This window comes from Alkalihalophilus pseudofirmus OF4 (assembly GCF_000005825.2).
Lineage (GTDB): Bacteria > Bacillota > Bacilli > Bacillales > Bacillaceae_D > Alkalihalophilus > Alkalihalophilus pseudofirmus.
The window spans coordinates 2,944,792-2,960,557 of record NC_013791.2 but is presented as its reverse complement, the minus strand read 5'-3'; the positions used below and the strand labels follow the sequence as shown (position 1 = coordinate 2,960,557).

General features: G+C 40.8%; 14 protein-coding genes. 11 read left to right on the top strand and 3 right to left on the bottom strand.

What is annotated here, in order from left to right:
- Nucleotides 1–39: 39 nt before the first annotated feature.
- The 3 genes from BPOF4_RS14930 to ytrH form a co-directional block, all read right to left on the bottom strand.
- The gene (locus BPOF4_RS14930; RefSeq protein WP_012960028.1) at nt 40–258 is read right to left on the bottom strand and encodes a YtzJ family protein; all 219 of its coding nucleotides are present in this window, start codon (nt 256–258) and stop codon (nt 40–42) included.
- A gap of 110 nt (nt 259–368) precedes the next feature.
- A complete protein-coding gene (gene ytrI / locus BPOF4_RS14925) occupies nt 369–875 on the bottom strand; it encodes a sporulation membrane protein YtrI (protein WP_012960027.1) in 507 nt (168 codons plus the stop codon).
- Nucleotides 872–1,210 (bottom strand): sporulation membrane protein YtrH, encoded by a 339-nt coding sequence (gene ytrH, locus BPOF4_RS14920; protein WP_012960026.1) that lies wholly within the window; start codon nt 1,208–1,210, stop codon nt 872–874. Before ytrH ends, ytrI begins: the two co-directional genes overlap by 4 nt.
- A 254-nt stretch (nt 1,211–1,464) precedes the next feature.
- Between ytrH and dnaE the strand changes: the two genes are divergently transcribed.
- From dnaE to icd, 11 genes are all read left to right on the top strand, one after another.
- Nucleotides 1,465–4,818 (top strand): DNA polymerase III subunit alpha, encoded by a 3,354-nt coding sequence (gene dnaE / locus BPOF4_RS14915; RefSeq protein WP_012960025.1) that lies wholly within the window; start codon nt 1,465–1,467, stop codon nt 4,816–4,818.
- A gap of 234 nt (nt 4,819–5,052) precedes the next feature.
- Nucleotides 5,053–6,291: an NADP-dependent malic enzyme gene (ystJ, locus tag BPOF4_RS14910; RefSeq protein WP_012960024.1), complete on the top strand. Its 1,239-nt coding sequence runs from the start codon at nt 5,053–5,055 to the stop codon at nt 6,289–6,291.
- A gap of 32 nt (nt 6,292–6,323) precedes the next feature.
- Nucleotides 6,324–6,989, top strand: a complete 666-nt coding sequence (locus BPOF4_RS14905; RefSeq protein ID WP_012960023.1) for a FadR/GntR family transcriptional regulator — start codon at nt 6,324–6,326, stop codon at nt 6,987–6,989.
- 83 nt (nt 6,990–7,072) lie between these two features.
- Nucleotides 7,073–7,921 (top strand): acetyl-CoA carboxylase, carboxyltransferase subunit beta, encoded by an 849-nt coding sequence (gene accD / locus BPOF4_RS14900; protein ID WP_012960022.1) that lies wholly within the window; start codon nt 7,073–7,075, stop codon nt 7,919–7,921.
- 13 nt (nt 7,922–7,934) lie between these two features.
- The gene (gene accA, locus BPOF4_RS14895) at nt 7,935–8,912 is read left to right on the top strand and encodes an acetyl-CoA carboxylase carboxyl transferase subunit alpha (RefSeq protein ID WP_012960021.1); all 978 of its coding nucleotides are present in this window, start codon (nt 7,935–7,937) and stop codon (nt 8,910–8,912) included.
- Nucleotides 8,913–9,125: 213 nt separating this feature from the next.
- Complete coding sequence (gene pfkA / locus BPOF4_RS14890) at nt 9,126–10,085, top strand: 6-phosphofructokinase (protein ID WP_012960020.1); 960 nt, start codon at nt 9,126–9,128, stop codon at nt 10,083–10,085.
- A 50-nt stretch (nt 10,086–10,135) separates the two neighbouring features.
- A complete protein-coding gene (gene pyk, locus BPOF4_RS14885) occupies nt 10,136–11,890 on the top strand; it encodes a pyruvate kinase (RefSeq protein WP_012960019.1) in 1,755 nt (584 codons plus the stop codon).
- Between the two features lie 85 nt (nt 11,891–11,975).
- Nucleotides 11,976–12,371 carry an FxsA family protein gene (locus tag BPOF4_RS14880; RefSeq protein ID WP_012960018.1) on the top strand — a complete coding sequence of 132 codons (396 nt, stop codon included), beginning with the start codon at nt 11,976–11,978 and terminating at the stop codon, nt 12,369–12,371.
- A gap of 143 nt (nt 12,372–12,514) precedes the next feature.
- Nucleotides 12,515–12,988: a DUF441 domain-containing protein gene (locus tag BPOF4_RS14875; protein ID WP_012960017.1), complete on the top strand. Its 474-nt coding sequence runs from the start codon at nt 12,515–12,517 to the stop codon at nt 12,986–12,988.
- Nucleotides 12,989–13,206: 218 nt separating this feature from the next.
- On the top strand, nt 13,207–14,322 hold the full coding sequence (citZ, locus tag BPOF4_RS14870) for a citrate synthase (protein WP_012960016.1): 1,116 nt from the start codon (nt 13,207–13,209) through the stop codon (nt 14,320–14,322).
- A gap of 109 nt (nt 14,323–14,431) precedes the next feature.
- Nucleotides 14,432–15,700 carry an NADP-dependent isocitrate dehydrogenase gene (gene icd / locus BPOF4_RS14865; RefSeq protein ID WP_012960015.1) on the top strand — a complete coding sequence of 423 codons (1,269 nt, stop codon included), beginning with the start codon at nt 14,432–14,434 and terminating at the stop codon, nt 15,698–15,700.
- Nucleotides 15,701–15,766 lie beyond the last annotated feature (66 nt).

Sequence of the window (15,766 nt, the reverse complement as noted above, 5' to 3'; positions counted from 1 at the left end):
TTCAACTCCACGCTTTTTTAGTTATCAAGTATAAAGAAACTAAGATTTTGCTGCTCCCTTATCTCCTGGGATAAACCATGAACCCACTTCTGTTACGTCTTCATGAACGGCAATGCCTTCTTTGGCTAATTGCTTTCGGATTAATTCAGAAACTTCCTTCGTCTCAGCAAATGCTGATAAGCCAGCTTTAATTTTGTCGACCTTTTTCTGAGCCATCGCTTTGCGATCTAGGACCATTTCTTTACCAGTTACATCCATACTAACAGCCTCCTTCATATTTAAATAGTGACGTGTTGAATTACTATCAGTATACAATAAAGAAGGAAATTTAGTTGTTAAATACGGAAATGTTCTCAAAACTGTTAAAGTTATGACCTAGGCGGGATGATCTTAGCATAGATTTCGAGTGTAGTGGTCAAATATACTTCTTCGATTTCAAGTTGAAAACGATTTTCATCTACCACGAATAGTTTATTTTCTAGCATTTTTTTCATTAAATCTCTTGTTTCAGATACAGAGGCAATGTTCTTTCGCTCAAGAAAAGCCAGTTCTTCTAAGGCTTGCTGCTGTAATTCAAATAAGGTTAATTGGTTTAGGCGCAGCCGCTGAGTATTGGTGAAATGAATTTCAATTTTTTGTACCGTTAGCTTACGTGCATTTTCTTCATTTTCCTCTTTCTGCTGACTTCGCAGTTCTTCAATCGTTCTCGTTTGGCTTTGAATGGTTACTTCTTGTTCTGATAATTTAACCATCAGCTCTTCATAAATTAAGCCATACTGATAAAGGAAGAACACCCATCCAATTAATACACCGATCACGATCCCTGCAAAAAAACGCTGCCATCCCGGTCGTTTATAATAAGGTGGGATTCTCATAACGGTAATTGCTCACCACCAACAATCCATTGAATTAATTTTGTGCCGGTCTGTGCTCCGCATAGAGCAGCGAAGATAAGAAATAATGTTCGATATATATCATCGTGTGTCCCGTTAAACAGGCCGCGCTCAATATTTGTTATGACATCAAAGGTTCCCCCAATTGCAGCGACAATCGCCCAAATCTTTAAGCTGCCAGCTAAATTGTACATAACCGACAGAGGCGGCTTGCCGATTAGAAATGCTCCAATTCCACCTATAATTGCACCGCCGACAATGACACCAAATGCGACAAAATAATCAATAATTAAATTTGCGAGAAGGTCACGATCCATATTGCTTTCCCACATCCTTTATCAGGTTGTCCTGACCATTTTATATACTATATAAATGAGGAATACGTTTTATGCTTGATCTGGTTAAATTACTAAAAGCGAATGGGCTGACTAGATGAGTAGAAAATAGACATCGTTAAATAAAAATGCAAAGCTATGGTGTCTTAAATCGAATGCGTACTATAATAAAGAAGATAAATGAAACAAGATTATATAGGAGTTTTAGTTCGTTAAGAAAGAGAGAAGGTGAAACGGTGAACTTGCTTCATACAAATGTTTATAGTGAATACAGTTTGCTTTCCTCGACTAATCGGATTAAGGAGCTGGTGAGTAAAGCAAAAGAGACAGGTTTCACTGCGCTTGCATTAACAGACAAAGGGAATATGTTTGCGGCCGTCCCTTTCTATAAAGCCTGCTTGGAAACGGGGATCAAACCTGTAATAGGTTTAGAGATACCTATTAAAGACAATGAGCACAGCGGTTCATTAAGACTGCTAGCTAAAAATACAACAGGATATAAGAGCTTATTAAAGATTTCGACCCTTCTTCAAACAGAGGACAACCTACGTGCTGGATTAGCACCTGATGACTTGCGTTCGCGTATTAATGATTGTCTCATTATTATTCCTTATGACAGTCCGATGCATCAATTGATCAAGGCAGGAGAGGTAGAAGCAGCAAAAGAATGGTGTGTGCGCTGGATCACCCGTTCTAAAAAAGAGGATTGGTATATCGACCTTGCTGGAAATGCTGATAGAGAAAGTCACCATTGGGAAGCTGTTTCCCAATTTGCTTCTCGTTATAACTTGAAACTATGCGGGTCTAACCCTGTTCGATTTACAAGTAAGGAGAATTATGAAGCTTATGCGGCAGTTAGAGCGATACGTGAGGGGAAAACGATTCACCTTCAGGACGAGGGACACGCTGAAAGGTCATTTTATTTAAAGAGTAAAGAAGAGTTAAAGCAATCATTTTCGCCTGTTCCTGCTGCTTTAAGCGGGTTAGGAGAAATCGTTGAACAATGCAATATTACGATCGATTTAGACCGGCGTTATTTACCTGCCTATCCTTTTACAAAGAGTGAGCCTGCAAAAGAAGTGCTGAAAAAAGCATGCTTAGAGGGTGCTAACAAGAGGTTCAACCACACCATCACTGATGAAGTAAGAAGAAGGCTTGAAAAAGAATTAGCAGTCATTGACCAAATGGGATTCAATGATTACTTTTTAATCGTTGCAGATTTTATGCAGCATGCAAGAAAACGAAACATGATGACAGGACCGGGGCGGGGTTCTGCTGCAGGGTCTTTGACAGCTTATGTGTTATATATAACAGATGTAAATCCGCTGAAATACGATCTCTTATTTGAACGATTTCTTAATCCAGAACGAATTTCACTCCCAGATATTGATATTGATTTCCCAGATCATAGAAGAGATGAGGTTATTCAATATGTACAGGAAAAATACGGCCCGGATCATGTGGCGCAAATTGCTACGTTTGGTACGCTGGCAGCCAGGGCTGCGATAAGAGATACAGGAAAGGCACTCTCTTGTGACTCTTTTTTAATTGAAAAGGTTGCGAAACTCATCCCTTCAACACCTGGAATTACAATTAAAAAAGCAATGGAACAAGAGAGAGGATTACAACAAATAAGAAATGATTCAGAGGATGCAAACAAACTTCTCTCGATTGCAGAATCAATCGAAGGTCTGATGAGACATGTGTCTACTCACGCAGCAGGTGTCGTGATAAGTCCTGTTCCATTAACAGAGCTTGTCGCTTTACAAAAAGGGCAAGGACCCGTTCGGTTGACGCAAGCAACAATGGGTATTGTAGAGGATATTGGGTTAGTGAAATTTGATTTTCTCGGATTACGTAATTTAACTTTGCTAGAGCGAGTTCTTTCTATTATAGAACAGGAATCAGGAAGAAGGGTGGATATTCATTCCATTCCTTGGGATGATGTGAAAACCTATGAACTTTTAGCAAATGGTGATACAACAGGAGTATTTCAGCTAGAGTCTCAGGGGATGAGAAGAGTCCTGCGCTCGCTTATGCCGACAGAATTTGAAGATATCGTGGCAGTTAATGCGCTCTACCGGCCGGGTCCGATGGATTATATTCAAGTGTATATTAACGGGAAACATAAGAAAGCCCCCATTAATGATATACATGAGGAATTAACTCCAATCCTTGGAAAAACATATGGCGTCATTGTTTATCAAGAACAAATTATGCAAATTGCCGTTAAAATGGCTGGCTTTTCATTAGCCCGTGCTGACTTATTGAGACGAGCAATTAGTAAAAAAAACAAAGCTGATTTAGAAAAAAGCCGTGGAGATTTTCTAAAAGGTGCCAAAGAAAAAGGATATAACGAAGACATAGCGAATAAAGTATTTCAACTCATTGAACGATTTGCGAATTATGGGTTTAATAGAAGTCATGCTGTTGCATACAGTATGATCAGTTATCAACTCGCCTATTTGAAAGCCCATTTTCCGACTGCCTTTTATACAGCTTTACTATCGAGTGTATGGAATACCCCAGAAAAGCTGACGGAATTACTTCAAGAGACTAAAAAGAGGAAGATTGACATCATGCCTCCAAGTATCTCGAAAAGTGGTTTGTTGTTTACTCTTGAAGACCATGGACACACTGTTCGCTTTGGCCTTCTGCCGGTTAGTCATGTAGGGGTGCAGGCGGCAAAGCATATCATTGATACAGCCAGAGAGGCGCCATATAAAGATTTATTTGATTACTGTGTGAGAGTTAATCAGCGCATCGTTAATCGGCGCGCTACTGAAAATTTAATCAAAGCTGGGGCCATGGATGAATGGGGGGAAGATCGTGCGACCCTCTTATATAACCTTGATCAAGCGTATTCTTTTGCTGAGAAAGTACTATCTTTTCAAGATGAAATGGCTGGATTGTTTACGTTAGATATTGAAACCCCTCAGTATGAACACGTTGACCCTTTATCTCTGCAAGAAAAGCTTTCTTTTGAACAAGAAGCTCTTGGTGTCTATGTATCGGGGCATCCGATAGAGCAAGTAAGCGATGTGTTAGCTAAATATCAGCGTGTGCTAATCGCAGATATGATTCAAGACCAAAAAGGTCAGGAACGTAAACGATTGAGAATTGCGGGCATGGTGTCTAGCTTGAAAAAAATTACGACAAAAAAAGGAGATCCAATGGCCTTTTTGGAGGCTGCAGACGAATCTGGCCATTGTGAAGTGGTTGTTTTCCCGGATGTGTGGAAAGAATACGAAACGATGATAAGAGAAGGAGAGCTTCTTTTCATGGAAGGGGCATTTGATCATACACGTGACAAGCCTCAATTCCTCCTAAAAAGGAGTGTACTTATTCAATCGATTGTCGCTGCATCTCGTAAAGAGAAGGTGCTGTACCTTAAATTAAAAGATCAATCGCAGCTGCCGGATGTAAAGAAACTGTTGATAGGCGATGAAGGGGCCACAAAAGTCATCACCTATTTGGAGAAGGAGAGACAAACAATACAGATGCAGCCTGTTTATGAGGTGGGGCCGAGCGAAGAGTGCATGAATCATTTAATGGAACTGCTTGGCAGGGAGCAAGTTGTGTTGAAATAACGCAGCTCCCGTTTACACGATATGATAAATGAACCATATGAATAAGCGGTCTTAGATAAGGGCTCGTAAAGGCTTTCAAGTAATTACCCCCTTGTTGATCGATTTAGTTTTGTTTATAATTAAGAATGATTTTGGTGGTCAGACCAATTTTCTGTTCTGTCGATCATGAAATTGGACAAGTGATAAAAATAAAAAAAACGGTCTTGCTGCCGAACTAAAAGGAGAGTGTCTGTTGTGCCAACAACAAGAGAGGAAGCGCTGCATATGCATCGCGCTAACCAAGGGAAATTAGAATCAAAATCAAAGGTGCCTGTAAAAAATGCTCGGGATCTAAGCCTTGCTTACTCACCAGGTGTTGCAGAGCCTTGTAAAGAGATTTTTGAAGATGTTGAATCCGTTTATGAATATACAATGAAAGGTAATATGGTTGCGGTAGTAAGTAACGGTACAGCGGTGCTTGGACTTGGAAATATTGGTCCTGAAGCTTCACTTCCTGTTATGGAAGGTAAAGCAGTACTATTTAAATCTTTCGCAGGCGTAGATGCGTTCCCTATTTGCCTGCGCTCAACAGATGTCGATACGATTGTTGAGACAGTGAAATTAATGGAGCCGACTTTTGGCGGCGTGAACTTAGAAGACATCGCGGCACCGAGCTGCTTTGAAATTGAAGAACGTCTTAAAAAAGAAGCAAATATCCCTGTTTTCCATGACGACCAACATGGGACAGCAATCGTAACGCTTGCTGGTTTAATTAATGCGTTAAAGATTACAGGCAAGAAAATGTCTGAGATTAAAGTTGTTGCAAATGGCGCTGGATCAGCTGGGATTGCCATCATTAAATTGATGCAGCGTATGGGTGTCCGCGACATTATTATGTGTGACTCTAAAGGTGCTATTTTTGATGGCCGCTCTCACGGAATGAACGATGTGAAAGCTGAAGTAGCTAAATTTACTAATCGTGACCGCCTAGAAGGCAGTCTTGCAGATGTAATTAAAGGAACAGATGTATTTATTGGTGTATCTGTTGCTGGTGCTTTAACTGAAGAGATGATTCAAACAATGAATGCAGACCCTGTTATTTTTGCAATGGCTAACCCAGTTCCAGAAATTATGCCTGAAAATGCTAAAGCTGCAGGTGCAAAAGTCATTGGAACAGGACGTTCTGACTTCCCTAACCAAGTAAACAACGTCTTAGCATTCCCAGGTATTTTCCGCGGAGCGCTGGATGTTCGTGCTACACATATTAACGAAGAAATGAAAGTAGCAGCGGTATATGCTATTGCTGATTTAGTAGCAGAAGCAGACCTGTCATCAGATTATGTAATTCCAGCTCCATTTGACCCGCGTGTAGCTCCAGCTGTAGCTGCAGCTGTGGCGAAAACGGCGATGGAAACAGGCGTAGCACGTTTAAAAGTTGACCCTGAACAAGTGGCTGAGAAAACTCGTCAGCTTGCTGTAATTGGTCAAGACTAAAAAGGTAGTTGAAAATGAGGAGAGGTTGACTCATGTCACTCCATCAGCCAAAAATCTACATTGAGATTATTAATAAAATCAATGAGATTATGGAAGAGGATAATTTAAAACAAGGTGATCGTCTCCCCTCAGAGCGCGAGTTGAGCGACCGGCTTAATGTCGGTCGCTCCTCTGTGCGTGAGGCTCTTCGGGCACTAGAATTATTAGATTTGATCGAAACCAGAAGAGGAGAGGGGACATTTTTAAAGCCAGTAAATAGTCACCGCCTTGTTAACATCATTCTTTCATTTTTATTAAAAGAGGAAAGTGCTAAGCAGGATTTAACTGAAACTAGGCGAATTGTAGAACTAGAAGCGACACGTTTAGCATTTGGAAGAATGACTCCTGAGACGCTTTGCAAACTCAGGTCTTTAATTGATCAGTCTAGGGAAGAATGGGAGCATGGTGATTTCCCGGTTGATGAAGATTATTTGTTTCATAAAACAATTGTAGAAGCTTGCGGGAACAGGCTGCTGCTTAACATCTGGGTTTCATTGGTTGAGTATAACAAAGTAGCAATCAGAGAATCTCTCAAACGAGAAGGACGTCCTGAGGCTTCCATTTGTGAACATGAAGCCATTTATCAAGCGTTAGTTGACCAGAGGTTAGAAGATGCACTCGATGCGTTGCGCAATCACCTGGAAAATAGTCGTTTTTAATTAAGTTAATAAGGTTGTACTATTTTAGGACAAGTGATCATATGCTCTAAAAAATATGGCTCCGAAGCTAGTGAGGTGCTGAGATGCTTAAGGATTTATTCACTAAAAAGAAACGATATGCAACGATTCCGTCAGAGCGTGCAAAGCAAGAAGTACCAGAAGGCTTAATGACGAAATGTCCGTCATGTCGTACCATCATGTATACAAAAGAGTTAAAGAAAAATTTAAATGTATGTGCTTCATGCGGTCATCATCATCGTATGAGTGCTTATGAGAGAATGGAAAGCTTGTTTGATGAAGGCAGCTTTGTTGAATACGACAAAGATATGATTGGGAAGAATCCGCTTGATTTCCCAACGTATGAAGAAAAACTTGAAGCGGACCGAGTAAAAACAAACCTGAACGAAGCCGTGGTTACTGGCGAGGGAGACGTTAATGGGTTTCCTGCAGTCATTGCAGTAATGGATGCACGTTTTCGGATGGGAAGCATGGGTTCTGTCGTTGGTGAGAAGATCACTAGGGCGATCGAAGCAGCTATTGAAAAAGACTATCCTTTCTTATTGTTCTCAGCCTCAGGTGGAGCTCGTATGCAGGAAGGTGTACTTAGTTTAATGCAAATGGCTAAAACAAGTGCGGCCCTTCAAAAGCTACATCGTAATGGCGGTTTGTTTATTTCAATTATGACGCACCCAACTACTGGAGGGGTATCTGCAAGTTTTGCTTCTCTTGGTGATTATAATTTTGCTGAACCAGGTGCGTTAATTGGGTTTGCCGGCAGAAGAATTATTGAACAAACGATTCGCCAAGAGCTTCCAGATGATTTCCAAACTGCTGAATTCCTATTGAAACATGGACAGCTTGATCGTGTTGTGTCTCGTAAAGAAATGAAAAAAGTCCTTACGACTATATTAGATATTCATCAACATGCATAAGGAGGTGTAGAAAATGGCAAGTGAACTAGGTTTTGAAAAACCGATTGTTGAATTAAGAGACAAGATTACAGAACTTAAAGCGTTTACAAGTGAAAAAGAGATTGATTTAAGTGATGAAATCGAGAAGCTTGAGAAAAGACTTCAACAATTAGAAAAAGATATTTACGGCAATCTTCAGCCATGGGAGCGTGTTCAAATAGCAAGGCATAGCGACCGTCCAACTACCCTTGATTACATTGAGCATTTATTTACAGATTTCCTGGAAATGCATGGGGACCGCTTATATGGAGATGACGCTGCTATTGTCGGCGGGATTGCAAAATATCACGGGAAGCCAGTTACAGTCATTGGACACCAAAGAGGAAAAGATACGAAAGAAAATATTCGCCGAAATTTCGGAATGCCTCATCCTGAAGGCTACCGCAAAGCGCTTCGTTTGATGAAACAAGCAGAAAAGTTCAATCGTCCAATTGTGTGCTTTATTGATACAAAAGGTGCATACCCTGGTATGGCAGCAGAGGAAAGAGGCCAAAGTGAAGCGATTGCAAGAAACTTGCTTGAAATGGCTGGTTTGACTGTGCCTGTGATTTGCATTGTCATCGGTGAAGGCGGAAGCGGCGGAGCATTGGCACTTGGAGTAGGAGATCGTATTTTCATGCTCGAGAATTCTACTTACTCTGTTATTTCACCAGAAGGAGCAGCGGCGCTTCTATGGAAAGATGCGACTCTTGCCCAAAAAGCAGCTGAAACGATGAAGATTACAGCACCTGATCTTAAGGAATTAGGGATCATCGATGGAATTATCCGTGAAGCAAAAGGCGGGGCTCACCGAGATGTGAAAAGCCAAGCAGAAGCAATGGATCAGATGCTGCGTGAATCACTAGGAGATTTGGAAAAATTATCAAAAGATGAGCTGGTGAATACACGTTATCAAAAATACAAAAAAATCGGACAATTTACGTTTGTAAACGATACCATTGGCGTAGAATAAGGTAAAGTGCTTTCTGGATAATAGAAAGCACTTTTTGTTTTGGAAGCATCTGTATTGTGTTCAGTTGATTTAAGTGGTATTTTTTTAAAATGAGAGCATGATAATAGGTGGAAAGCACGAAGAATGTAGGTTTGGCACCTTGTAAAAAAAGGGATTGTCAATTTAAGGTCTCTTTTAGATATATAAATTTGACGCTTGATGGAGGGAGTATTCATGAAACGAATTGGAGTATTAACAAGTGGTGGAGATTCACCGGGAATGAATGCCGCGATCCGTGCGGTTGTCCGTAAAGCAATCTATCATGATTTAGAAGTGTATGGAATCTCTTACGGATATGCAGGTCTAATTGCTGGTGATATTCGTAAAATGGAACTTGGTTCAGTAGGTGATATTATTCATCGCGGCGGAACTATGCTCTACACTGCACGCTGTGAAGAGTTTAAAACTCTTGAAGGACAGAAAAAAGGAATTGAACAACTTAAGAAATTTGGGATTGAAGGGCTTGTAGTAATCGGCGGCGACGGTTCTTACCGTGGTGCTCAAAAACTGACAGAACATGGCTTCCCAACGATTGGTGTTCCTGGTACGATTGATAATGATATTCCTGGTACGGACTATACGATCGGATTTGATACTGCGCTGAATACAGTTATTGATGCCATCGATAAAATTCGTGATACGGCGACTTCGCATGAGCGTACCTATGTTATTGAAGTAATGGGTCGTCATGCTGGAGACCTTGCTTTATGGTCAGGGCTTGCTGATGGGGCAGAAACGATTGTTATTCCAGAAGCAGATTACGAAATGAATCAAATCATCAGTCGTCTAGAACGTGGACAAGAGCGCGGCAAGAAGCACAGTATCATTATCGTTGCAGAGGGTGCAGGCAGCGGTATGGACTTTGGTAAACGTATTAGTGATGCTACACAGATGGAAACACGTGTAACCGTGCTTGGTCATATTCAGCGAGGCGGATCTCCAACAGGGGCAGATCGTGTGCTTGCTAGCCGTTTAGGAGCGAAAGCTGTCGATCTTCTACTTGAAGGAGAAGCTGGTCGTACGGTAGGAATTCAAAATAATAAGTTAGTCCATCATGACATCAATGAAGTACTAGCTCAGCCACACTCCGTCGATCTTGACATGTACAAGCTTTCACAAGAACTTTCCATTTAACCCCAAAAATAGATTTTAGATAGTAGATCAGCAATTACAGGAGGCAGAATATGCGTAAAACGAAAATTGTATGTACGATTGGTCCAGCGAGTGAGCAGATTGATACGTTGGTTGAATTAATAGAAGCTGGAATGAACGTTGCAAGATTAAACTTTTCTCACGGTGATTTTGAAGAACATGGTGCGAGAATTGAGAACATCCGTGAAGCGAGTAAGCGCACAGGCAAAACAGTAGCGATCTTACTTGATACAAAAGGTCCTGAAATTCGCACACAGACACTAGAAGGCGGCGTTGCTGAATTAAAAGCAGGTCAAAGCCTTGTTGTCTCAATGGAAGAAGTAGTAGGTAATACAGAGAAGATTTCGATTACATACCCTGGACTTGTTCAAGATGTGCATCCGGGTTCAAAAATCTTGCTTGATGACGGCCTGATTGGATTAGAGGTTGTAGAAGTTAGAGAGAAAGAAATTGAAACAAAAGTTTTAAACAGCGGTACTCTTAAAAACAAAAAAGGTGTCAACGTACCTAATGTAAGTGTGAAACTTCCTGGTATCACCGAAAAAGATACGGCTGATATTAAATTTGGTATTGAACAAGGGGTAGACTTTATTGCCGCTTCATTTGTACGCCGTGCATCTGATGTGCTTGAAATTCGTGAACTTCTTGAGCAGAATCAAGCAACTGATATCCAAATTATCCCTAAGATTGAAAATCAAGAAGGTGTCGACAATATCGATGAAATCCTTGAAGTGTCTGATGGATTAATGGTTGCTCGCGGAGATTTAGGTGTGGAAATTCCAGCAGAAGAAGTTCCGCTTGTACAAAAAGAATTAATTAAAAAATGTAATGCAGTAGCAAAACCTGTTATTACAGCTACACAAATGCTTGATTCTATGCAGCGCAACCCTCGTCCGACTCGTGCTGAGGCGAGTGATGTCGCAAATGCTATTTTTGATGGTACAGACGCGATTATGCTTTCAGGGGAAACAGCAGCTGGTGATTATCCTGTAGAAGCTGTGCAGACAATGAACAACATTGCTGCTCGTACAGAACAAGCACTAAACTATCAAGCGATTCTTTCTAAGCATACAAAAGAAACGCGTCCTTCGATTACAAGTGCAATCAGCCAGTCTGTAGCTCATGCTGCATTTAATTTGAATGCATCAGCTATACTCACAGCTACAGAGAGTGGTTACACAGCTCGCGTCGTAGCTAAATACCGTCCAGAGTCTCCAATCATTGCGGTGACAAGCAATGAGCGTGTTATGCGCACATTAAGCCTTGTATGGGGTGTATTCCCGCTAATGGGGCAAACAGCTCAAACAACAGATGAAATGCTCGATACAACGGTAAATACGGCCGTACAAGCTGGTCAAATTGGTCAAGGAGACCTTGTCGTTATTACAGCGGGTGTTCCTGTAGGCGAAACCGGTACGACGAACTTGATGAAAGTACATGTAATTGGAGAAGTTGTGGCTAAAGGTCAAGGGATTGGCCGTCGTTCAGCTTCAGGTAAAGTAGTCGTAGCTCAAAATGCGCAAGAAGCAAATGAAAAGGTAAAAGAAGGTTCTATTCTTGTTACTTACAGCACAGATAAAGACATGATCCCGGCCTTTGAAAAGGCAGCAGCTGTTATTACAGAAGAAGGCGGTCTAACGTCTCACGCTGCAGTAGTCGGTTTAAGTCTAAGCACACCTGTGATTGTTGGTGTGGTTAATGCACTTGATCTATTCAAAGATGGTGAAGAGATTACAGTAGACGGCGCACGCGGTGACATTTACAGAGGACATGCAAGTGTATTATAATAAGATTTAGGGAGAGGGATTTTCCTTCTCTCTTTTTTTATCACATGTGTTTTGGGTGCATGACTTATAAATAAAGGAGAGAACGATGTTTAGAATCCTCTTATTACTAATTATTATCGTTCCTGCCCTAGAAATTGCCGTTCTTATTCTATCTGGCAATACGATCGGTGTTTGGCCAACCATTGCTCTTATCATTTTAACAGGAGTACTCGGGGCATGGCTTGCCAAAAAAGAAGGGCTTCAAGCGATTCGAGTAGCTCAGCTTCAAGCGAGTCAAGGTCAGCTGCCTAGCAGTGTAATGCTGGATGGTATTTGTATCCTCATTGGGGGAGTTGTTCTCTTAACCCCGGGATTTATTACAGATGCAATTGGGTTCTTTCTGCTAATACCAGCAACTCGCGGGATTGCAAAAGGCTTCCTGCTCTCGATCTTTAATAAAATGATCAAAAATGGGAATTTTATAATTATGTCTAGACGATAACCACAGCATATAAGCTGTGGTTTTTATTTTCTTTTCACAATGCAATATTTCCCAACTTGTAGCAAAAGCGTGAAACATGGCGGAATTTTCAAAACTATGATATGATAAAGTAGAATTGCTAAGGAGGAAGGTTGGGTACAAACTTGTTTTCACAAGCAACGTTATTTATGCTGATTCTACTTGCCGTTGCCCTTCTTGCTAAAAACCAATCTCTATTAGTTGCTGTTGGATTCTTGCTTATTATAAAATGGGTAGGACTTGGCGATAAATTATTTCCAATTTTCCAACAAAAGGGGATTAATATAGGAGTCACTGTTATAACGATAGCGGTTTTAACGCCGATTGTTACAGGTGACATTGGTTTTAAACAACTTGGTGAAGCGGTGCGGTCTTCCTATGCGTGGATTGCATTAGCCTCAGGCATTCTTGTTGCACTCATTGCAGCAAGTGGAATTGACCTTTTAAAAAATGATCCTCATATTACAACGGCATTGGTGTTTGGTACGATCTTGGCGGTTGCCCTATTTAATGGAGTCGCAGTAGGTCCCTTAATCGGTGCGGGCATTGCTTATCTAGCGATGAGGGTTGTACAATTCTTTTCAAATTTAGGCGGGTAAGACCGCTGCTGATTAAAACTATCAGAATACTAAATGTAGTGGTAGTTTTAAAATGATTCAATTTAATTACTAATTAAACGTTCACAAAAGTGTAAAAAATGTTTATAATGGTGCTTGTGTACATCCTTCCTACATAGCGCACATTTCTTTTTTTAATTGGAAATGTAAGCATTTACCGAAAGATGAAAAAAGATAATTAGGGAAAAGGAGAGATTAACGTGAGTACAACTCGTGGTCTAGAAGGAATTGTTGCAACGACATCAAGTGTCAGTTCAATTATTGAAAGCGTCTTAACCTATCAAGGGTATGATATTGACGATTTAGCAGATAATGCGAGTTTTGAAGAGGTAATTTACCTGCTTTGGAATGGACGTCTTCCTAAAGAAGATGAATTACGTTCATTTACTCAAGAGCTTGCTGATCATGCAGAAATTCCACAAGCAATCATTGATCAGATGAAGTCATATCCAATCAATGAAGTTCATCCGATGGCTGCTCTTCGTACGGCTATTTCAAGTCTCGCATTATTTGATGAAAGTGCAGATGTAATGGAAGAAGAAGCGAACAGACTAAAGGCGCTTAAGATCCAAGCACAGATCCCAACAATTGTGACAGCGTTTTCTCGAGTGCGTGAAGGCAAAGAACCAGTAGCTCCTCGCAAGGATTTAGGGTTTGCTGCAAACTTCTTATACATGCTAAATGGTGAAGAGCCGGACGAAATTGCAGTAAATGCATTTAATAAAGCACTTGTTCTGCATGCTGACCATGAGCTTAATGCTTCAACGTTTACTGCACGTGTATGTGTAGCTACTCTTTCTGATGTATATTCTGGAATTACAGCGGCAATCGGCGCTCTTAAAGGTCCTCTTCACGGCGGTGCGAACGAAGCTGTAATGTCTATGCTTATGGAAATTGGTCAAGTTGAAAATGTAGAACCATACATTCGCAAAGCATTTGATAATAAAGAAAAAATTATGGGCTTTGGGCACCGAGTATATAAAAACGGTGATCCGCGTGCGAAACACTTACGTGAAATGTCTAAACGTTTAACGGGTATTACAGGCGAATCTAAGTGGTATGACATGTCAATTAAGATTGAAGATATGGTTACTGGCGAAAAAGGATTGCTTCCAAATGTTGATTTTTATTCTGCTAGTGTTTACCATAGTCTTGGGATCAAACATGACTTGTTTACGCCAATCTTCGCTGTCAGCCGTGCATCAGGTTGGTTAGCTCACATTCTAGAGCAATACAGTGACAACCGACTAATCCGTCCACGTGCTGAATATGTAGGACCGGCTAAACAAACATATATTCCAATTGAACAGCGCTAATTTCAGCGTAACAAGGAGCTTTTATCTCCTTGTACATACGTAAGAAGCGGACAAGGTCATACTTGTCAAAAAGAAAGACAGCTTTATCAATCTAGGGAGGTAATGTAACATGGCAAACGGAGATGTAATTAAGGTAGATAACGGGGTACTTGATGTCCCTAATAACCCAATTGTTCCTTATATCGAAGGTGACGGAATTGGTCCTGATATTTGGGCAGCAGCTTCACGTGTAATGGATGCTGCAGTTGAGAAAGCTTATAATGGCGAAAAGAAAATCGTTTGGAAAGAAATTTTAGCTGGTGAAAAAGCATTCAACGAAACTGGAAGCTGGTTACCGGATGAAACTCTTGATGCGGTTCGCAAGTACATGATCGCAATTAAAGGCCCTCTTACAACACCAGTAGGCGGCGGAATTCGTTCGCTTAACGTTGCATTACGTCAAGAGTTAGATTTGTACGTATGTCTACGTCCAGTACGTTACTTTGAAGGAGTTCCATCCCCTGTTAAACGTCCTGAAGATACGAACATGGTTATCTTCCGTGAGAACTCAGAAGATATCTATGCTGGAATTGAGTATCAAGAAGGTTCTGATGAAGTAAAGAAATTAATTAAATTCCTTCGTGAAGAGATGGGAGCTAGCAAGATCCGTTTCCCTGAAACATCTGGTATTGGTATTAAGCCTGTATCACAAGAAGGTACAGACCGACTGGTTCGTGCGGCTATTCAATATGCAATTGATGAAGGCCGTAAGAGTGTCACACTAGTTCATAAAGGAAACATCATGAAGTACACAGAAGGTGCTTTCAAGAACTGGGGTTATGAAGTAGCTGAGCGTGAATTTGGAGATAAAGTATTCACTTGGGCTCAATATGACAAGATTGTTGAAGCAGAAGGTAAAGACGCTGCAGATAAAGCTCAAGCTGATGCAGAAGCTGCTGGCAAAATCATTGTAAAAGATTCAATTGCTGATATCTTCTTACAACAAATCTTAACTCGTCCAAAAGAGTTCGACGTAGTAGCTACAATGAACTTAAATGGTGATTACATTTCTGATGCCCTTGCTGCACAAGTTGGCGGTATTGGAATTGCTCCTGGAGCAAACATCAATTACGATACTGGTCATGCAATCTTTGAAGCAACACACGGTACAGCACCTAAGTATGCTGGACTTGATAAAGTAAACCCATCTTCTGTTCTTCTATCTGGTGAGCTTATGCTTCGTCACTTAGGCTGGAACGAAGCTGCTGACTTAATCATGGCTTCTATGGATAAAACAATTGCAAGTAAAGTAGTAACATATGACTTTGCTCGTCTAATGGACGGTGCAACTGAAGTGAAATGTTCAGGCTTTGCTGATGAGTTAATTAAAAATCTTTAAGATCATAAAACATTTATGAATTCAAAAAGTCCTTATTTAGGGCTTTTTGAATTCTTTGTATCTAAG

Bases quoted from the DNA above. Each gene is read 5' to 3' on its own strand.
- BPOF4_RS14930 (WP_012960028.1), bottom strand. From the start codon at position 258: ATGGATGTAACTGGTAAAGAAATGGTCCTAGATCGCAAAGCGATGGCT.
- ytrI (WP_012960027.1), bottom strand. From the start codon at position 875: ATGAGAATCCCACCTTATTATAAACGACCGGGATGGCAGCGTTTTTTT.
- ytrH (WP_012960026.1), bottom strand. From the start codon at position 1,210: ATGGATCGTGACCTTCTCGCAAATTTAATTATTGATTATTTTGTCGCA.
- BPOF4_RS14905 (WP_012960023.1), top strand. From the start codon at position 6,324: ATGTCACTCCATCAGCCAAAAATCTACATTGAGATTATTAATAAAATC.
- accD (WP_012960022.1), top strand. From the start codon at position 7,073: ATGCTTAAGGATTTATTCACTAAAAAGAAACGATATGCAACGATTCCG.
- accA (WP_012960021.1), top strand. From the start codon at position 7,935: ATGGCAAGTGAACTAGGTTTTGAAAAACCGATTGTTGAATTAAGAGAC.
- pfkA (WP_012960020.1), top strand. From the start codon at position 9,126: ATGAAACGAATTGGAGTATTAACAAGTGGTGGAGATTCACCGGGAATG.
- pyk (WP_012960019.1), top strand. From the start codon at position 10,136: ATGCGTAAAACGAAAATTGTATGTACGATTGGTCCAGCGAGTGAGCAG.
- BPOF4_RS14880 (WP_012960018.1), top strand. From the start codon at position 11,976: ATGTTTAGAATCCTCTTATTACTAATTATTATCGTTCCTGCCCTAGAA.
- icd (WP_012960015.1), top strand. From the start codon at position 14,432: ATGGCAAACGGAGATGTAATTAAGGTAGATAACGGGGTACTTGATGTC.